Origin of the sequence: Burkholderia sp. 8Y, from assembly GCF_902506145.1 — a bacterium.
Taxonomy (GTDB): Bacteria; Pseudomonadota; Gammaproteobacteria; order Burkholderiales; family Burkholderiaceae; genus Caballeronia.
This window is the reverse complement of record NZ_LR733519.1, coordinates 228,228-243,442: the sequence shown is the minus strand read 5'-3', so window position 1 is coordinate 243,442 and position 15,215 is coordinate 228,228. Positions and strand designations below refer to the sequence as shown.

Here is a 15,215-nt window from a genome sequence, read left to right as displayed (position 1 = left end):
CCGTGTCATGCGGTCTTTGCAGGATCCGGTGACGTCGAGGTCTTGCGCTTGTCGCGTTCGATCCACAGCAGGCACTTGCGGATGTTGGCGTCGATCTGCTCGACATCGCCCGACTGCTTGCGAAGCGCGTCCCAGTACGGCAGCGCATGCGCGAAGCGATGCAGACGCATGGCGCCCGATGCTGCCGCCTTCAAGCCGACCGGATCGTCCGGCATGAGGCCGAGAATCGCTTCGCCGAGCGCCATCCGTTCTTCGCCGCTCGCGGAGTCGAGCCCTCGCAGCTGAGCCCGCAGCGCCGTGATGACCCGCTTCTTTTCGACGGCGACATCGGCGTTCGACGGGTCGGCCCTTTCGATGAGACCGAGCAGCGCCCACGCCGCGTCATACTCCTGACGAGCCAGCATGTCGCGGGCGGCGCGGATCGCGCGGCCTCGCAACATCGAAATCTGACGCGCGGCGTCGTCGCGCATGGACGGCTCCGTCTCGTCGTTCGTGGCGATCTGCCAGAAAGCCTCGATCGCTTCGGTATAGCGTTCGGCCCGCACGGCCACGCGCGCGAGATGAAGGCGTGCCGCGACCGGCGCGCCGGGTTCGTCCGCGGCTAGGCGCAGATGACGAAGCGCCGTGGCGGTATCGCCGAGTGCTTCTGCGGCGCGTCCGCGCAGACTGTCGAGGTCGGGGAACGCGATGCCCGTCTGCAATGCGATGTCGATGATCCCGACCGTCGCATCAAAGTCCTGCGCGACGATGCCCGCGCGAGCCGCCTGGCGCATATGCCGCTCCAGCGCGCGGCGCGCACGCAGCGCGTCCTGATTGTCCGGCTCGGCTGACGAGGCCGCCTGGATTCGGTCGGCAGCGACGCGCAACTCGCCTGCCGCCACTGCCGCTTGCCCTTCGGCGAGCCATTGCGTGACCTGGCGTGTCAGCCAGCCGGCAACGTCGGAATCCTCGTTCCGGGCGAATGCCTGCGATACGGCCAGTGCGGCCGCAGGCGCGGCGAAGCCCTCCGCTGCCGCGCGTTCCGCGAGCGCCAGCGCCTCACGCGCATGCAGGCGCAGCGGCTCATTGGCGAGCCGCATCAGCGCCGCGCGATCGCCCGCATCGAGCTTCCGGTTCCAAAGCAGCGCATGACTCGGCGCGTGACCCGGCAGCGTGGCGCGGACTTCTTCCGCCCAGCCTTCGGCGCCATCGAGATCGCCTGCCGATTCCAGCAGCGAAAGCACGGCGCTCGCCGCCTCGGCGTTGTCGTTGCTGATGCGGAACAGGCGTTTCCAGCTTGCGAGCGCGGTTTTGACATCGCCAAGGCGCGTCGCGGCACTCGCGCTGATGCGCAAAAGCTCCGGCGTTTCGACCTCATCGCCCAGCATTGCGGTCGATAGCGCCAACGCTTGCTGAAAGTCGCCGAGTTCGAAGCAGCAGCGCATCAGCAGCCGATCTGCGTGGTCGTTGGGACCATTATCAGCGTCGATTGCCTTGAGCGCGCTGATCGCGCCTTCGTAGTCGCCCAGTTCGCATTGCATGCGCGCGAGAAGCAGTCCGTGGTCCGTGCGCGTCTTGTCGGCGCGCAGTACCGCGCGCACGCGCCGGGACGCCTCGCACAGCCGCCCTTCGTTCCACGCCGATTCGATGTTCGCGGCTTCATCGACCGGCTCCGCCTCTTTCTGCAACCGTGCGCCGCCGTCGCGCAGGCCCGATGCGGCGATCCGAGCCGCGAGGAAGCGCCGATGCCAGTCATCGACCAGGCGATCGGCGAACGCATCCGTGAAGTGCGTGAGGTCGAGTCCGCCCTGCTCCATCGCGTTCGCCTGTCCGGCTTCATGCATCAGCAGCGTCGGGTCGTAGCACGGCACGTTCATGCGCCGCGAGATGGCAGACACGGCTTCGATCAGGCGGTGCCGCTGTTCGATCACCGGACTATCGGGCGGGGCGGCGTCCACGTGCGTGACGAAGACGAGCTTGTCGCTGCCGGCGAGTGCGGCAATCTCCCGCATGTCGCGTTCGATAGCCTCGTCCGATTGCTCGCTGCGCACAATGCGCGCGAGCAACGCCTGATCGGCCGTCGTCAGGCGCCTGAAGTTGGGCTCCTGATCCAGCCAGGCGCGGCGTTCGGCCATCTTCTTCGCCGATGCCATCGACCAGAACATCCGCGAGCGCGCACGGTCCGCGAAGAAATCCGCGAAGTATCGGCCCATGTAGTTGATCTGGATCGGATAGCCGTCCACCGTCAACAACTTGCGTGACGACAACTCCACGATGTACAGGTCCGCGGGCACCCACGGCTTTTCATAAGTCGCCGACGCGACGCCGGGCCGGAACACGAGCGTTTCGATCTCGGCCGGAATCGACTGCTGGCCGCACATGAAGCGCAGTTGCTGAAGCGCCTCCGCGCTCGTATGGACGAACCCGTAGTTGCGCGCGCTCTGCGCCTGGATCGGATAGCGCGCGGTGCCCTTGCGCAACGGCGTATGGATGCGGCATGTCCCGATGGGACTGACCAGCAGCTTGGATTGGCTCATGCTGAATCTTGATTGGCGTGGACGAGCCGTCTCACAGCGCCCAGTACTCGACGCTCGCGGGCAGGCGCGTCTTGTCCAGCGACGACTTCAGATCGCACAGCAAGGCGCCGTCCTTCAACATGTGCGGCAAGTCCTGCCAGATCGTGGCCATGATGTCGCGGTGCGGCACGGCCAGAATGACGACATCCAAATTCGAGAGCTGCGATTTGTCGACGAGCGTGATGCCGTACTCGTGCTCCATCTGACTCTTGTCCGCCATCGGATCGAACGCGAGCGGCGCGATGCCGTAGTCCTGCAACGCCCGGTACAGGTCGACCACCTTCGAATTGCGGATGTCGGGCACGTTCTCCTTGAACGTCATGCCGAGGATGCCGACGCGCGTCGATCCCGCCAGACGGTGCTTGCGCGCGAGCATCTGAACGATGCGTGCGGCGACGTGCTGCGCCATGCCATCGTTGATGCGGCGCCCCGCCAGAATGACTTCAGGGTGATAACCCATCTCCTGCGCTTTGGACGTCAGGTAGTACGGGTCCACGCCGATGCAGTGGCCGCCCACGAGGCCCGGCGTGAAGCGCAGGAAGTTCCACTTCGTGCCCGCGGCTTCGAGCACCTCGGTTGTGGAGATGCCGGCCAGATCACAGATCTTCGACATCTCGTTCATCAGCGCGATGTTGATATCCCGCTGCGTGTTTTCGAGCACCTTCGCCGCTTCGGCCACCTTGATAGACGAAGCGCGATGCACGCCCGCGTCGATGATGCCGCCATACACTTCAGCGATGATGTCGGCGCTTTCGGCGTCCTGGCCGGACACGATCTTCACGATCCGCTCGAGCGGATGCTCGCGGTCGCCCGGATTGATCCGCTCGGGACTGTAACCCAGCTTGAAGTCGATGCCGCAGCGCAAGCCCGATGCCTTTTCCAGCTCCGGCCCGCATATTTCTTCCGTCGCGCCGGGGTGAACGGTGGACTCGAACACGACGATGCTGCCGGGGCGCAGCACGGGGCCGATGGTGCGGCAGGCACTCACGAGAAGCGAGAAATCGGGGATGCACTTTTCATCGACGGGCGTCGGCACCGCGACCACGAAGAAGTCGCAGTCGGCGACATCCGCTGCGTTGTCCGTGAAGCGCATCGTCGACGCGCGCAACACGTCGCGCTCGATTTCGCCCGTCCAGTCTTCGCCCGATTTGAGATGCTCGATACGACGCCGGTCGACGTCGAATCCGATTACGTCGTAGCGGCGCGCGAACGCGACCGCCACGGGAAGGCCCACATAGCCCAGACCACATACTGCAATTTTTCTGACTGACACGAAATTCCCCTGACGCCCGGCTAATCAGCGCGGACTGCGGCACCTGAATGCCTTGTTGCAACATCACCGTCGGCAGATAACTGCCTTTTGAGACTGATATTCGCCGTGGATCTGAATAACTCACAGTGAGTATTTCGACCGCAGCGATTTGGCAGCGAATCCTAACGAGGTGGCAACTATGGCGCAAGGGATATAGATAATGTTCGAAACAATGTTTCAGATAACATTAAATTACGATTGAGGTATCTTTTTGGACTCTGCGGCTGCTATTGAGAGAGCTTCTGCGAAGCGGCGTCTAGTCACATGCACTCGCCGAGCGCGGAATTAGTCGCACCGTAAATAGGACGCGACTTAAAAGCGAGACGCCGTTTCAGACCGTTTGTTGACTTATTAGATTCTTCGGCCAATATCAATCGCTCTCGAAATGCATCCCTAAATGAGTAAAGAGCAGACGAGCGGGTTTGTTTTGTGTATTGCGAGTCGACAGATATTGGAATGGCATTGCTCGATGGGCGTGAGCGCCGCCGGGACGATTTACAGCCTGGCGCGAGCAGTGCCCTAGCGCGGCGGATCGTCGCCAAAGAAACGCCCCCCCTACCGCGCAGGCTCCATCCCATACCGTCGCTTGATTTCACCACTCTCAGGCGAGTCCATGAACGCCAGCAACGCCCTCGATTCAACGGGCGCACGCGGTTTCGCGCACACGGCGCCTTCGAAGACGGTCATCGCCTGAATGTCTTCCGGCAACGGACCGATGATGTCCACGCCCGCCACGCCGATCAGCTCGCTCATCTGCTGAAACCCCAGCTCGACTTCGCCACGCGCGATCAGCGCACCGACGGGGACGCCTGGCGGCGCTTGCACGATGCGCGGACCGATCAGCTCCGCGATGCCCCAGTCTTCGAACAGACGTATCAGATGCGCGCCGCTCGGCCCGGTCGAATAGCCGATGCTGCGCGCGGCGAGCACCGCCTCACGCACGGCCGCGCCGCTGTCGATCGAAGGACGCGCCGCGCCCGCCGCCACGGCCACCGCAATGCCGGAACGCGCGATGCCCACGCGGCTCGCCGCATCGACAAGCCCCGCTGCCGCCAGCCGCGCGATCACGTCCGAGGCAAGCACCACGACATCGAATGCTTCGTGTTCCTCAATACGCCGCGCCGCCGCCACGCCGCCGACCGATTCGACCGCCACGTGCTGCCCGGAGCGCCGCATGTAGGCGTCGGCGAGATCGTTCAGGACCTGGCGTGTCGCCATCGAGGAAATGACCGCGATCGGCGTGGCGGTGTCGTTCATCGCGAGCTCTTGCATCAGTCGATATAACGCAGGCCAGCGCGTTGCAGCGGCTCGCGCATGTTGTACATGTCGAGACCGAGCACGCCGTCCGCCAGCTTCGCGCGCTTCTCGCCTTCGAGCGCCTCGCGCGCCGTGGCCTTTTCCAACACCTTTTGCGCCGATGCCGACGGCACGACGACAACGCCGTCATCGTCCGCGACGATCACATCGCCCGGCGTGATCAGCGCGCCCGCGCACACGACCGGAATGTTGACCGAGCCGAGCGTCGCCTTCACCGTGCCCTTCGCGGAGATCGCCTTGCTCCATACCGGAAAGCCCATCTCGGTCAGCACGCGCACGTCGCGCACGCCGCCGTCGATGATGAGCGCCCGCGCGCCACGCGCCTTGAAGCTCGTGGCAAGCAAGTCGCCGAAGAAGCCATCGGTGTTATCGGCGGTGCAGGCGGCCACGACGATATCGCCCGGCTGTATCTGTTCGGCCGCGACGTGCAGCATCCAGTTATCGCCCGGCTGCAGGAGCACCGTCACGGCTGTGCCGCTCGCTTGCGCGCCCGCGTAGATCGGGCGCATATACGGCTTCATCAGGCCGACACGGCCCATTGCTTCGTGAACCGTCGCCGAGCCGAGTGCGCCCAGCTTCGTTGCCGCGTCGCCATTCGCGCGATCGATATTGCGATACACCACTCCGAGTTCAACCATGTTCATTGTCCCTTTGCTTTGAGCGCGGCATCGAGGCGCGGATACACGCGGCGTGCGTTGCCTTCGTAGATCTTGTAGCGCGCATCCGGCTGCATGGACGCGGCTTCGATATAACGTTTCGTATCGTCGAAATAATGCCCCGTTTCCGGGTCGATGCCACGCACCGCGCCGATCATTTCACTGGCGAAGAGGATGTTGTCGACCGGTATCACACGCGTGAGCAGGTCGATGCCCGGCTGATGATAGACGCACGTGTCGAAGAACACGTTGTGCAGCAAATGGTCCTTAAGCAAGGGCTTTTTGAGTTCCTGCGCGAGGCCTCGAAAGCGTCCCCAATGATACGGCACCGCGCCGCCGCCATGCGGAATCACGAAGCGCAGCGTCGGGAAATCGCGGAACAGGTCGGACGTGAGGCACTGCATGAACGCGGTCGTATCGGCGTTCAGATAATGCGCGCCCGTGGTATGGAAGCACGCGTTGCAGCTCGTGCTCACATGGATCATCGCGGGAATGTCGTACTCGACCATCTTCTCGTAGATCGGGTACCAGTAGCGGTCCGAAAGCGGCGGACTCGTCCAGTGCCCGCCGGAAGGGTCCGGATTCAGGTTGATCGCCACGTTGCCATACTGCTCGACGCACTTCACGAGTTCGGGAATGCATGTCGCGATATCGACGCCGGGACTTTGCGGCAGCATCGCCGCTGGAACGAAGCTGTCGGGAAAGAGCTGGCTTACGCGATAACACAGCTCGTTGCAGATGGCGGCCCACGTGCTCGACACGTCGAAGTCGCCGATGTGATGCGCCATGAAGCTCGCACGCGGACTGAAGATGGTCAGGTCGAGCCCGCGCTCGCGCATCAGCCGCAACTGATTGCTTTCGATGGACTCGCGCAATTCGTCGTCGCTGATATGCAGTTCAGACGGACGCGGCATCTCCGACGGACTGTTGATGCCGGCGATCTGCCGGTTGCGCCATGCCTCCAGCGCCTTGGGCGCGGTCGTGTAGTGGCCGTGTATGTCGATAATCATCGTGACTCCGTACTAATGTGCGGCGGTGGTCTGAGGAGCGGCATCGGCCGTGCGGCCCCGCTGCGCGACGAGAATGGCGATGGCGGCGAGCGTCGCGGGAACGGCGAGCATCGCGAGGATCGCGCCGAACTGCCAGCCGAGGCCCAGCAACGCGCCGCCGAACGCGGAACCGAAGATGCTGCCGAAGCGGCCCATGCCGAGCATCCAGCTCACGCCGGTGGCACGCGCGACGGTCGGATAGCGGCCCGGCGCGAACGCGTTGAGACCCGTCTGCGCGCCGCTCATGCAAAAACCCGCGGCGAACACAAGAATCGCGAGCGACGACGACAGCGCGCCGATCCACGCAAGACCCAGCACGCACACCGCGCCGCCGAGATAGGCCGCGCTGATGACGGGCGCGGGCCGCACGCGGTCCATGATCCAGCCGACGAGAATCGCGCCGATGGTGCCGCCGATCTGAAACATCGCCGTGATGTTCGCAGCCGCCGATACGGTCAGGCCCGCGTCCTTCATCAACGTTGGCAGCCAGCCGGTGAGCAGATAGATCACGAGCAAGCCCATGAAATACGTGACCCACAGCGCCGCCGTCAGGAGCCCGTAGCCGTGCGAGAACAGCACGCCGATCGGCCGCTTCGTCGGCAGCGGCGGCTCGGTCGAGACGAACGTTTCATCGCCCGTGAAGCGCACGCCGCAGACACGGCCCAGCACCTTGCCGATCTTTTGCTGCGTCGCGCCGCGCACCGCGAGCAGACGCGCCGATTCGGGCAGCAGCCAGATTTGCAGCGGAATCAGCACCAGCGGAAGCCCGCCGCCGAAAACCAGCACCGAGCGCCAGCCATGCGTCGGAATGAGCCAGCCCGCGACGAAGCCGATCAGCGCCGAGCCGAGATTGAAGCCCGTGAACATGATGGTGATGAGCAGCGCGCGCTTGCGTTGCGGCGCGTATTCGGAGAGCAGCGTCGTGGTATTGGGCATTGCTGCGCCGAGACCAATGCCCGTCAGCACGCGCAGCAGGGCCATGCTCGTCGGCGAATTGGTGAAGGCCGTGGCGATGGTGAACACGCCGAACAGAAACACCGATGTAATCAGCACTCCTTTTCTTCCGATCCGATCCGACGCCGGCCCCGCGGCCAGCGCGCCGATCACGAGTCCGATGGGCGCGGCACTCATCACGAGCCCGAACGCTGGCCGCGAGATATGCCAGTCCGCGATGATCGACGGCGCAACGAAGCCCATGATGGCGACGTCCATGCCGTCGGCGGTCACGACGAGAAAGCACAGCGCCACCAGTAGCCACTGGTAGGCAGAAATGGGGCGCTCGTCGATGAAGCCCTTGATGTCGATGGTTTTGCCGCTAGTCATGTGTTGTCTCCGTGCGTCTATGTCGTTTTATTGCTTGCCCTGCTCCGCCTTGTCCCAGTCGAGCTTGCCGCCGCTCTTGCCCGCCACCGAATACAGCGCGCCCGGCGCATTGCGCGTCTTCTGGAACTCTTCGAGCGTCTGGCCGCGCATCGCCGCATAGATGTGCAGATTCGACACGCCCGTTACCGCGCCGAGCTTTTCGAGCATGAAGAAGATGACGCCGTAATGCAGCAGAGCGCGCCAGTCGCGGCGGCGAATCATGTCGCGTTCTTCATCGCTGAGACCGGCGGCTTCGAAGCTTGCTTCGGGATCGCGCTGAAAAGACTCGCGATGCGCGGGCTCGACCATGCGATGCAGATAATCGTTGATGCGATACGCACGCACGGCCGTTTCGATGCTGAACGGATAGGTGCCTTGCAGCTTCTCCACATCGGTCAATTCGACCGCCATGCGCTGACGATGCCGCTCGATGATCGCGGGCTTCGTCTCGCTGTCCTCGCCTTCGTAGATAGCGGTTGCGATGCCGGCCATCGAAGGCAGGTAGTAACTGCGATGCTTGCAGACCACGTTCGACGACAGCGCGCCGCGCATGGTGAGCCACATGATGACTTCCGCGCCTTCGTAGCCGCCCAGTTCCGCATACTCGGCGATCGTCATCTCCGCGAGCTGCTCGGGATCGCGTTCGAAGAGATCGAGGAAACGCTGATCCCATTCGGTGTTGTTGAAGCCGGCGCGTTCGCCATGCACCTGATGCGAAAGACCGCCCGTCGCGAGAATCGCGACCTTGATGTCCTCCGGATAGCTTTCGATCGCGCGGCGCAGCGCCTGACCGAGCTTGTAGAAGCGTCGCGCGCTCGGCACCGGCAATTGCAGCACGCCCATTTGCAGCGGCACGATCTTCACGGGCCACTCGGGTTTGTGCGGGCACAGCATGGAAAGCGGCGAGAAGCAGCCGTGATCGAGCGCCTTGTTCTGAAAGAACGACATGTCGAACTCGTCGGTCATCAGCGAGCTACCGATGTGCGCGGCAAGCGCGGGATCTCCCTTGATCGGCGGAAGATCGCGCGCGCCGCCGCCCTCGTCCGCGACGTGCCATTCCGGGCCGACGCCCAGCGCGAAAGCCGAGTAGTGGTCGAAGAAGAACGAGGTGACGTGATCGTTATAGATGGTCAGGATCACATCGGGGCGCTTTTCTTCCAGCCAGTTGGCGAGCGGCGCGAAGTTTTCGAAGATCGGCGCCCAGACCGGATCGTCGCGCTTGTTCTTGTCGAACGCGAAACCGATAGTGGGCGTGTGGGAGGCGGCGATGCCACCGATGATGCGGGCCATGTCGAGGTGCTCCGTGAGGTGCCGGGCAGTCAGGCGCTCGTCGAATGCACGCGGCCCGGTGTGTGGCGAGAACGAAGCCGACGATACGGCCCGCGAGGCACGCACGGTACTGCGCGTAAACCATGAGTCGCGAAGCGGTCCGGCGCAGCGAAGATGATGGAGCGCCAGCCGGCGCGGGTTTGCGGGCTTGGTTTCGCCGTCATCAAACATGCGGGCCCATAAACAAAATCGATGGCCCGACAAAAAGGACGCAAGGGTGATTGCCGGGGCGTGGTGTTGGCAAGTAAGAGAAAGAGATCGACAGGACATCTCGACGCACTGCCGTCGCTCGTTATCGCCGCGATCGTTGAACTGCGCGACACCGTTCACGACTGACCTTGATCAAGGTGCGGTATCCGTGATGTCAATCACCGTTCGAAACCGCTTCCTCGAAGGGCGAGCCGTCGCAGTGCAGCTCCCCGATGAACGTCGCGGACAGCGAAATCACCTTCGCCAGCGCACGCGGATCGTAAAGCGAGTGATCGATATCGTTGCAGACCATAGCCTTCACTCTTGCAAGGCGCGATAGCTTTTTTCCGTGCCTGCCGAAGTGCGCGTTGAGTTGATCGAGACCGTCGTCGCCCACGCCGTACAGCAGAAGCGTGTCAACACCCTTCTGTTCGAGCCTCTGAATGACATCATGCGGATGTTCGAGCAATCTTGCGTCGACGTCAGGCGCCGCCTGCCGGCTCACACCGATCACCTGAGCATTCAGCCGCGCCGCCGCATGCGATGCGAACGCCTTGGCGATTGGCTTGAGCTCACGCTTTCCGTTCAGCACCAGCCACCACTTCGCCGGCTTCAGGATTGCAGGCGCGAGGCGCGCCATCGTGTTGCTCATCTCATCCCTCAGCTCTGGCAGCGTCATCTGTTCAGGTATGTAGAAGCGCTGGAGATTGAGCGCGATGACCGCCGAGATGGCCGGCTCTGCAAGCGAAGCGCGCAACGCGCTATACGCACCCGAACAGATGCCGAACGCGACGACCGTATCGTAGCCCTTGCGTTTGAGCCATGCAGCCGCTGACGAAACATCTTCGATGATGCTTGCCGCATGAATCGACAGCGTGGCGTCGGATGCCGCATCTGGCGAGAGCGGCGGGCTATCGCCGATGCCGCGAGCGTCGATACGCATCGACGCAATGCCACGCCGCGCCAATTCCCGCGCGATCCGCACCGAGATGCGGCTGTCGCCCTGATGCGCGGTGGCCGCCGTGTTGGTGATCAGGACCACCGGGCCGCGCCTGGGCCGCTCACGGGGCTCGCACAGGATGCCGAAGAGCCCGGCTGTACTGAACAGCACTGGACGCTCGATCGCCTCCGGCGTTTTGATGACCACATCGTTCAACATGCGGGGCCGCGTGGCCTTGCTCACCAGATCCGGCGCGAGACTCTCGGAAATGCTTTCCGCCGCGCCTTCCGCTATCCACTGCGCGGTCCCTTTGAGCGTTCTCTCGGGGAGAGCGGACCATGCCGTGTCCTGCATGAAATCGTAGTAGTCATCGAACGTGTCCGTCCGGACGTCGACACCTCGGTCCAGCAACACGGCGCATAGCGACTGGCTGGCGCCGGGGGGCGCATCGGCCACGAAAACGCGCTTGAGCATCGCGGGCAGGCTGTTCATGGCCCTAGCAAGATCAAACGCGGCCAAGCGGCTGCGAAACGCTTCGTTATAAGACTGCCCCAGTACGTTGAAGGGCGCGCCGATCTGCAAGGTGCGTACGGCGACGGGCTGATGCTCGATCCACGCTTTCCGCAAGGCCGTAAGCTCGCGCAGATAGCGGCGCCCACTCGTTACCGGTGCGAGCATTGCAAGCGAATCCACCCGGGGATCATGCGACGCCAGCGCCGCCAGCGATGCACCGAGACGCAGGCCGCACAAGGTGACTTTCGTTGCGCCCGTCTCTTTACATAGGCAGTCGATCGCCTCACCGATATCCGCCACGAAATGGTCGAGTCTGTCGTTGTCGTCATCGAGGCCGGCGGAATCTCCCGTTGCGAGATAGTCGAAGCGCAAGACCGGGAAACCCTGATAAGACAGTTCATCGGCCAGATAACGCATGGCCTTGTGGGCCCACGCGCACTCATGCCCGAAGGGGTTGCATAACACGACGCCGCGTTCAGCATGGCCGACATGGAGCCAACCGAAACGTCCTTTGAAGGCGATGGGCGTCATGAGTCGAACCGGCCGCTCGAAACGACAGACATCGGCGTGAGGGCGATGGCGTGCTTGATGTCAGTCAGCGCATTGTTCACGCCACGGGTGTCGTATCCGCACACCAATGTGCCGAAGGGAGGAATCACCGTGAAGAGCCGCATGTATCGCGACGCCTGCTCGTCGCCGCTGGACCGGTCCAGCGCGGCTTCGTGGGTCAAATCAACGTAGTACATGTTACGCACCGTGTCTCTACCAATGAAGCGTCCCTTGCGAGCCGGGACGAAGCCGCCGAGGTCTTTTGCTTCGGTCAGCGATTACATCGCGCTCCACGTGGCGATGGAATGAAATGCGGGCTACCGTCGATATGACGCGTGCAATTTTCGCGCCCTGTCAGTGCGTCTGTTGGAAGCCGTGGACGGAAGGGGCTGTCTAGAACAACGGTCGATGATTGCGGTGCATGACGTATCTCCGATCTTGTAGGGTTTCTACTTGCCAGTGAGCGATGTACCGGCACGCGTTATCCGCAAAGTAAGGGAAACGATCGTTCGTAGCAACGCGAAATTGAATTTTTTTTGCTCGAAAAAATCGAAGGTATTGCCTGACGATTATCGCAATGGGCGGGCTCACGCCAAGTCAGCAGCAGGCGTTTCAACAAGTAAGGTCAAGCACTGAACCTGCCAGACTTCCCGTTTCTCACACTGCCACGATCAGAATCGCGACGAAGTCCCTGGACGCGTCATAGCCGCTTATCGGCGAGTGCACGAGCCCAAAGTGAACTCGCCGTCGTCATTTAGTTCGGATACCTGATCGACCGCACTCAATCAGCCGGGTTAGCACCGGCTCAATGGCCCCGCCCCGCTGGCTCTGCGCTGTTCTGCGCCTCGAGATATCGCAGCAGCTTTCCCACCATCCACACGACGGTAAGCCCCACGAGCAGGAAAAACGCGGCAAGCGGCGTCAAGACTTGCACGGAGACGAAGCCCGCAAGTCCCATCATGGCCGACGACACGAGCAAGAGCGCGCAACCCAGAATCGCGCTCGTCAGACCCGCGATGTGCGGGAACAGCGAATTGCCCTTCGCCATGAGCGTCGGATACATCGCGCCCGCGCAGAAGCCCATCACGAGCACCGGCAGGGCGAGCGTCCACACGCGAAGGCCGACGATCAACGCAAGCAGAAGCATCGCGACCGCCGATGCCGCCATCGCCCACGAGCCGATGCGAAGCCGTTCTTCCGCGCTCGGCAGACGCGGGCCATGCACGCGGTTCGACAGGCCGCCGAAGAAGTACATCATGCCGATGCCGAGCGCGAGATAGCCGAAGTACGTCGGCGGCTTATGCAGCGTGTTCTGCACCATGAACGGTCCGACGATATTGAACACGAGCAAAATGCTGTAGCACAGGCCCTGCGCGAGAAAGCAGCTCTGAAACACGGGACTCGCCAGCACCTTGCCCGCGTTCGCCATCAGCGTGCGCGGCTCCAGCCGCACTGGCCGTCGCAGGGTTTCGCGATAACGCCAGACAAGCGCCCACATCACGATGGAGTAGACGAGCAGGAAAACGAGGCACGCCTTCCAGCCGAACAGGGTTTGCAGATGCGCGCCGATCACGGGCGCGACAATCGGCGCGAGGCCCCACGCGATCGACATGTACGTGAACGCGTGGATCAACGCATGGCCCGAGAATGAATCGGTGATGATGGCCTTGGCAAGCAGATTGGTCGCTGCGATGCCGAAGCCTTGCAGACAACGCGCGATAAGGAACGTTTCCAGATTCGTCGCGGCGAGCGACAGCAGGCAGCCGAGCGTGAAGACCACGAGCCCGAAGGCCAGCACGCGTTTGCGGCCATAAGCATCGGCGACGGGTCCGAGCGTCAGTTGCCCGAGCGCGTAGGCCGCCATGTAGCCCGACACGCTCGACTGGATCGCTTGCGGCGATGTTGCGAAAAAGCGCGCCATCGCGGGCAGCGCGGGCACATAGATGTCGATGGCGAGCTGCCCGGCCGATGCGAAGAGGCACACGAGAAACAGCAAGAAGCGCGGGGAATTCGCGGGGCGCGCGGCAATGAACGTGCCGTCGGGTTGAGCAGGATTCATGGAAGCAACGGTAAGGCGGACGCCGTGACGAGGCGCCCGCCGGTCCAGGTGGAATGAAGCTGGGAAGCGGCGTCAGCGCGTATTCTGCCTGTCATCGCGCAATGACGCCGAAGCGGCCACGGCCGTCAGGCACCGCCCCGGTTCGCGGCGACGCCTTGCGTGTTCGCATCGCGCGTCGATCCTTTTGCTGGACGCCCCGCCCAATGGCCCGCGAGCATGGAACCTGACAGGTTGTGCCACACCGAGAACAGCGCGCCGGGGAGCGCCGCAATCGGCGTGAAGTAAAGCTTGCCGAGCGTCGCGGCGAGGCCCGAGTTCTGCATGCCGACTTCGATGGCGAGCGTGCGGCAGACGGCTTCGTCGAAGCCGAGCAGACGCCCGCCCCAGTATCCGCCGAGCAAACCGATGCCGTTATGCAGGACGACGCCCAATGCGACGACCAGGCCGACCGACGCAATGCTCTTCTGCGTTCCGCCGACCACAGCCGCGATGATCAGCAGAATCGCGACCATCGAAATGAGCGGAAGCAGCCATTCGATCTTGCGCACGAACTTGCCGAACAGATGATTCACGATCAGCCCGACGACGATCGGCAGCGCAACGATCTGCAGAATGCTCATCAGCATGCCGTGAACATCGACCGCAATGGACGCATCGACATAAAGGCGCGTGAGCAGCGGCGTCGCGAACACGCCGACGAGCGTCGAAAGCGCGCTGATCGTCACGGACAACGCGACATCGCCGCGTGCCAGATAGATCATCACGTTCGACGCCGTCCCGCTCGCCACGCTGCCGACGAGCACCATGCCGGCGGTCAGGTCGGGCGGCATGCGCAGGGCCTTCGCAATCACCCACGCCGCGAGCGGCATCACGAGATAGTGCAGGACGATGCCCGCGACAACCGGCGCGGGACGCGTGAAGACGCGCCGGAAATCGTCGATGGAAAGCGTCACGCCCATCGACAGCATGATGATGGTGAGCAGCGTCGTCACGTGCGGCGCGATGCCGGTGACAGACGATGGCGAGCAATACGCGGCGATGGAAGCGAGTACGGCCCAGAGCGGAAAGAGACGGGTGATGCGGGCTAGCATGTGATGCGATCCTCGAATGTCGTGACGTGTGTGGTCGGAGCGAACGTCGAGCGCAGCAAGCGGCGCGTGACGCGCAAAAGCGTCACGGTCTATGAAGCGTGCTGGCGTCGGATGAGAACTGCGCGCGGCATGGGTCGCGGGCCGCGTGTAGGACGATATGCTTGCCTTCGTGGGGCGAATGCCCGTTGGCGATGCCGCGCCGCGCGGGTGACGCGCGACGCGGCCAGATGGCGGGCAAGGCCCGTATTTTACCGGCGCGTGGCCAGTTGTTCCGAGCGACCCGTTAAGCGATGC

11 protein-coding genes are annotated in these 15,215 nt (G+C 63.2%); all 11 read right to left on the bottom strand.

The window, feature by feature from the left end; genetic code table 11:
- Positions 1–5: 5 nt before the first annotated feature.
- A complete protein-coding gene (locus tag GV035_RS01060; protein WP_159832698.1) occupies positions 6–2,516 on the bottom strand; it encodes a tetratricopeptide repeat protein in 2,511 nt (836 codons plus the stop codon).
- A 31-nt stretch (positions 2,517–2,547) separates the two neighbouring features.
- Entirely contained in the window at positions 2,548–3,828 is a 1,281-nt protein-coding gene (locus GV035_RS01055; protein ID WP_201303881.1) for a nucleotide sugar dehydrogenase, read from the bottom strand.
- 594 nt (positions 3,829–4,422) lie between these two features.
- The gene (locus tag GV035_RS01050; protein ID WP_159832697.1) at positions 4,423–5,124 is read right to left on the bottom strand and encodes a substrate-binding domain-containing protein; all 702 of its coding nucleotides are present in this window, start codon (positions 5,122–5,124) and stop codon (positions 4,423–4,425) included.
- Between the two features lie 14 nt (positions 5,125–5,138).
- The gene (ligK, locus tag GV035_RS01045; protein WP_159832696.1) at positions 5,139–5,822 is read right to left on the bottom strand and encodes a 4-carboxy-4-hydroxy-2-oxoadipate aldolase/oxaloacetate decarboxylase; all 684 of its coding nucleotides are present in this window, start codon (positions 5,820–5,822) and stop codon (positions 5,139–5,141) included.
- A gap of 2 nt (positions 5,823–5,824) precedes the next feature.
- Positions 5,825–6,850 (bottom strand): amidohydrolase family protein, encoded by a 1,026-nt coding sequence (locus GV035_RS01040; RefSeq protein ID WP_159832695.1) that lies wholly within the window; start codon positions 6,848–6,850, stop codon positions 5,825–5,827.
- A 12-nt stretch (positions 6,851–6,862) separates the two neighbouring features.
- Positions 6,863–8,212 carry an MFS transporter gene (locus GV035_RS01035; RefSeq protein ID WP_159832694.1) on the bottom strand — a complete coding sequence of 450 codons (1,350 nt, stop codon included), beginning with the start codon at positions 8,210–8,212 and terminating at the stop codon, positions 6,863–6,865.
- A gap of 27 nt (positions 8,213–8,239) precedes the next feature.
- Positions 8,240–9,541 (bottom strand): gallate dioxygenase, encoded by a 1,302-nt coding sequence (locus GV035_RS01030; protein WP_159832693.1) that lies wholly within the window; start codon positions 9,539–9,541, stop codon positions 8,240–8,242.
- A 403-nt stretch (positions 9,542–9,944) separates the two neighbouring features.
- Entirely contained in the window at positions 9,945–11,753 is a 1,809-nt protein-coding gene (locus tag GV035_RS01025) for a serine aminopeptidase domain-containing protein (protein ID WP_159832692.1), read from the bottom strand.
- Positions 11,750–11,968: a hypothetical protein gene (locus tag GV035_RS01020; protein WP_159832691.1), complete on the bottom strand. Its 219-nt coding sequence runs from the start codon at positions 11,966–11,968 to the stop codon at positions 11,750–11,752. Before GV035_RS01020 ends, GV035_RS01025 begins: the two co-directional genes overlap by 4 nt.
- A gap of 608 nt (positions 11,969–12,576) precedes the next feature.
- Positions 12,577–13,830 carry a multidrug effflux MFS transporter gene (locus tag GV035_RS01015; RefSeq protein WP_159832690.1) on the bottom strand — a complete coding sequence of 418 codons (1,254 nt, stop codon included), beginning with the start codon at positions 13,828–13,830 and terminating at the stop codon, positions 12,577–12,579.
- A gap of 125 nt (positions 13,831–13,955) precedes the next feature.
- Positions 13,956–14,921, bottom strand: a complete 966-nt coding sequence (gene panS / locus GV035_RS01010) for a ketopantoate/pantoate/pantothenate transporter PanS (protein WP_159832689.1) — start codon at positions 14,919–14,921, stop codon at positions 13,956–13,958.
- Between the last annotated feature and the right edge of the window lie 294 nt (positions 14,922–15,215).

What these genes read in the sequence shown, in the direction of transcription:
- GV035_RS01025 (WP_159832692.1), bottom strand. Translation starts at nt 11,753, where the DNA reads ATGACGCCCATCGCCTTCAAAGGACGTTTCGGTTGGCTCCATGTCGGC.
- GV035_RS01040 (WP_159832695.1), bottom strand. Translation starts at nt 6,850, where the DNA reads ATGATTATCGACATACACGGCCACTACACGACCGCGCCCAAGGCGCTG.
- panS (WP_159832689.1), bottom strand. Translation starts at nt 14,921, where the DNA reads ATGCTAGCCCGCATCACCCGTCTCTTTCCGCTCTGGGCCGTACTCGCT.
- ligK (WP_159832696.1), bottom strand. Translation starts at nt 5,822, where the DNA reads ATGGTTGAACTCGGAGTGGTGTATCGCAATATCGATCGCGCGAATGGC.
- GV035_RS01020 (WP_159832691.1), bottom strand. Translation starts at nt 11,968, where the DNA reads ATGTACTACGTTGATTTGACCCACGAAGCCGCGCTGGACCGGTCCAGC.
- GV035_RS01035 (WP_159832694.1), bottom strand. Translation starts at nt 8,212, where the DNA reads ATGACTAGCGGCAAAACCATCGACATCAAGGGCTTCATCGACGAGCGC.
- GV035_RS01030 (WP_159832693.1), bottom strand. Translation starts at nt 9,541, where the DNA reads ATGGCCCGCATCATCGGTGGCATCGCCGCCTCCCACACGCCCACTATC.
- GV035_RS01050 (WP_159832697.1), bottom strand. Translation starts at nt 5,124, where the DNA reads ATGAACGACACCGCCACGCCGATCGCGGTCATTTCCTCGATGGCGACA.
- GV035_RS01015 (WP_159832690.1), bottom strand. Translation starts at nt 13,830, where the DNA reads ATGAATCCTGCTCAACCCGACGGCACGTTCATTGCCGCGCGCCCCGCG.
- GV035_RS01060 (WP_159832698.1), bottom strand. Translation starts at nt 2,516, where the DNA reads ATGAGCCAATCCAAGCTGCTGGTCAGTCCCATCGGGACATGCCGCATC.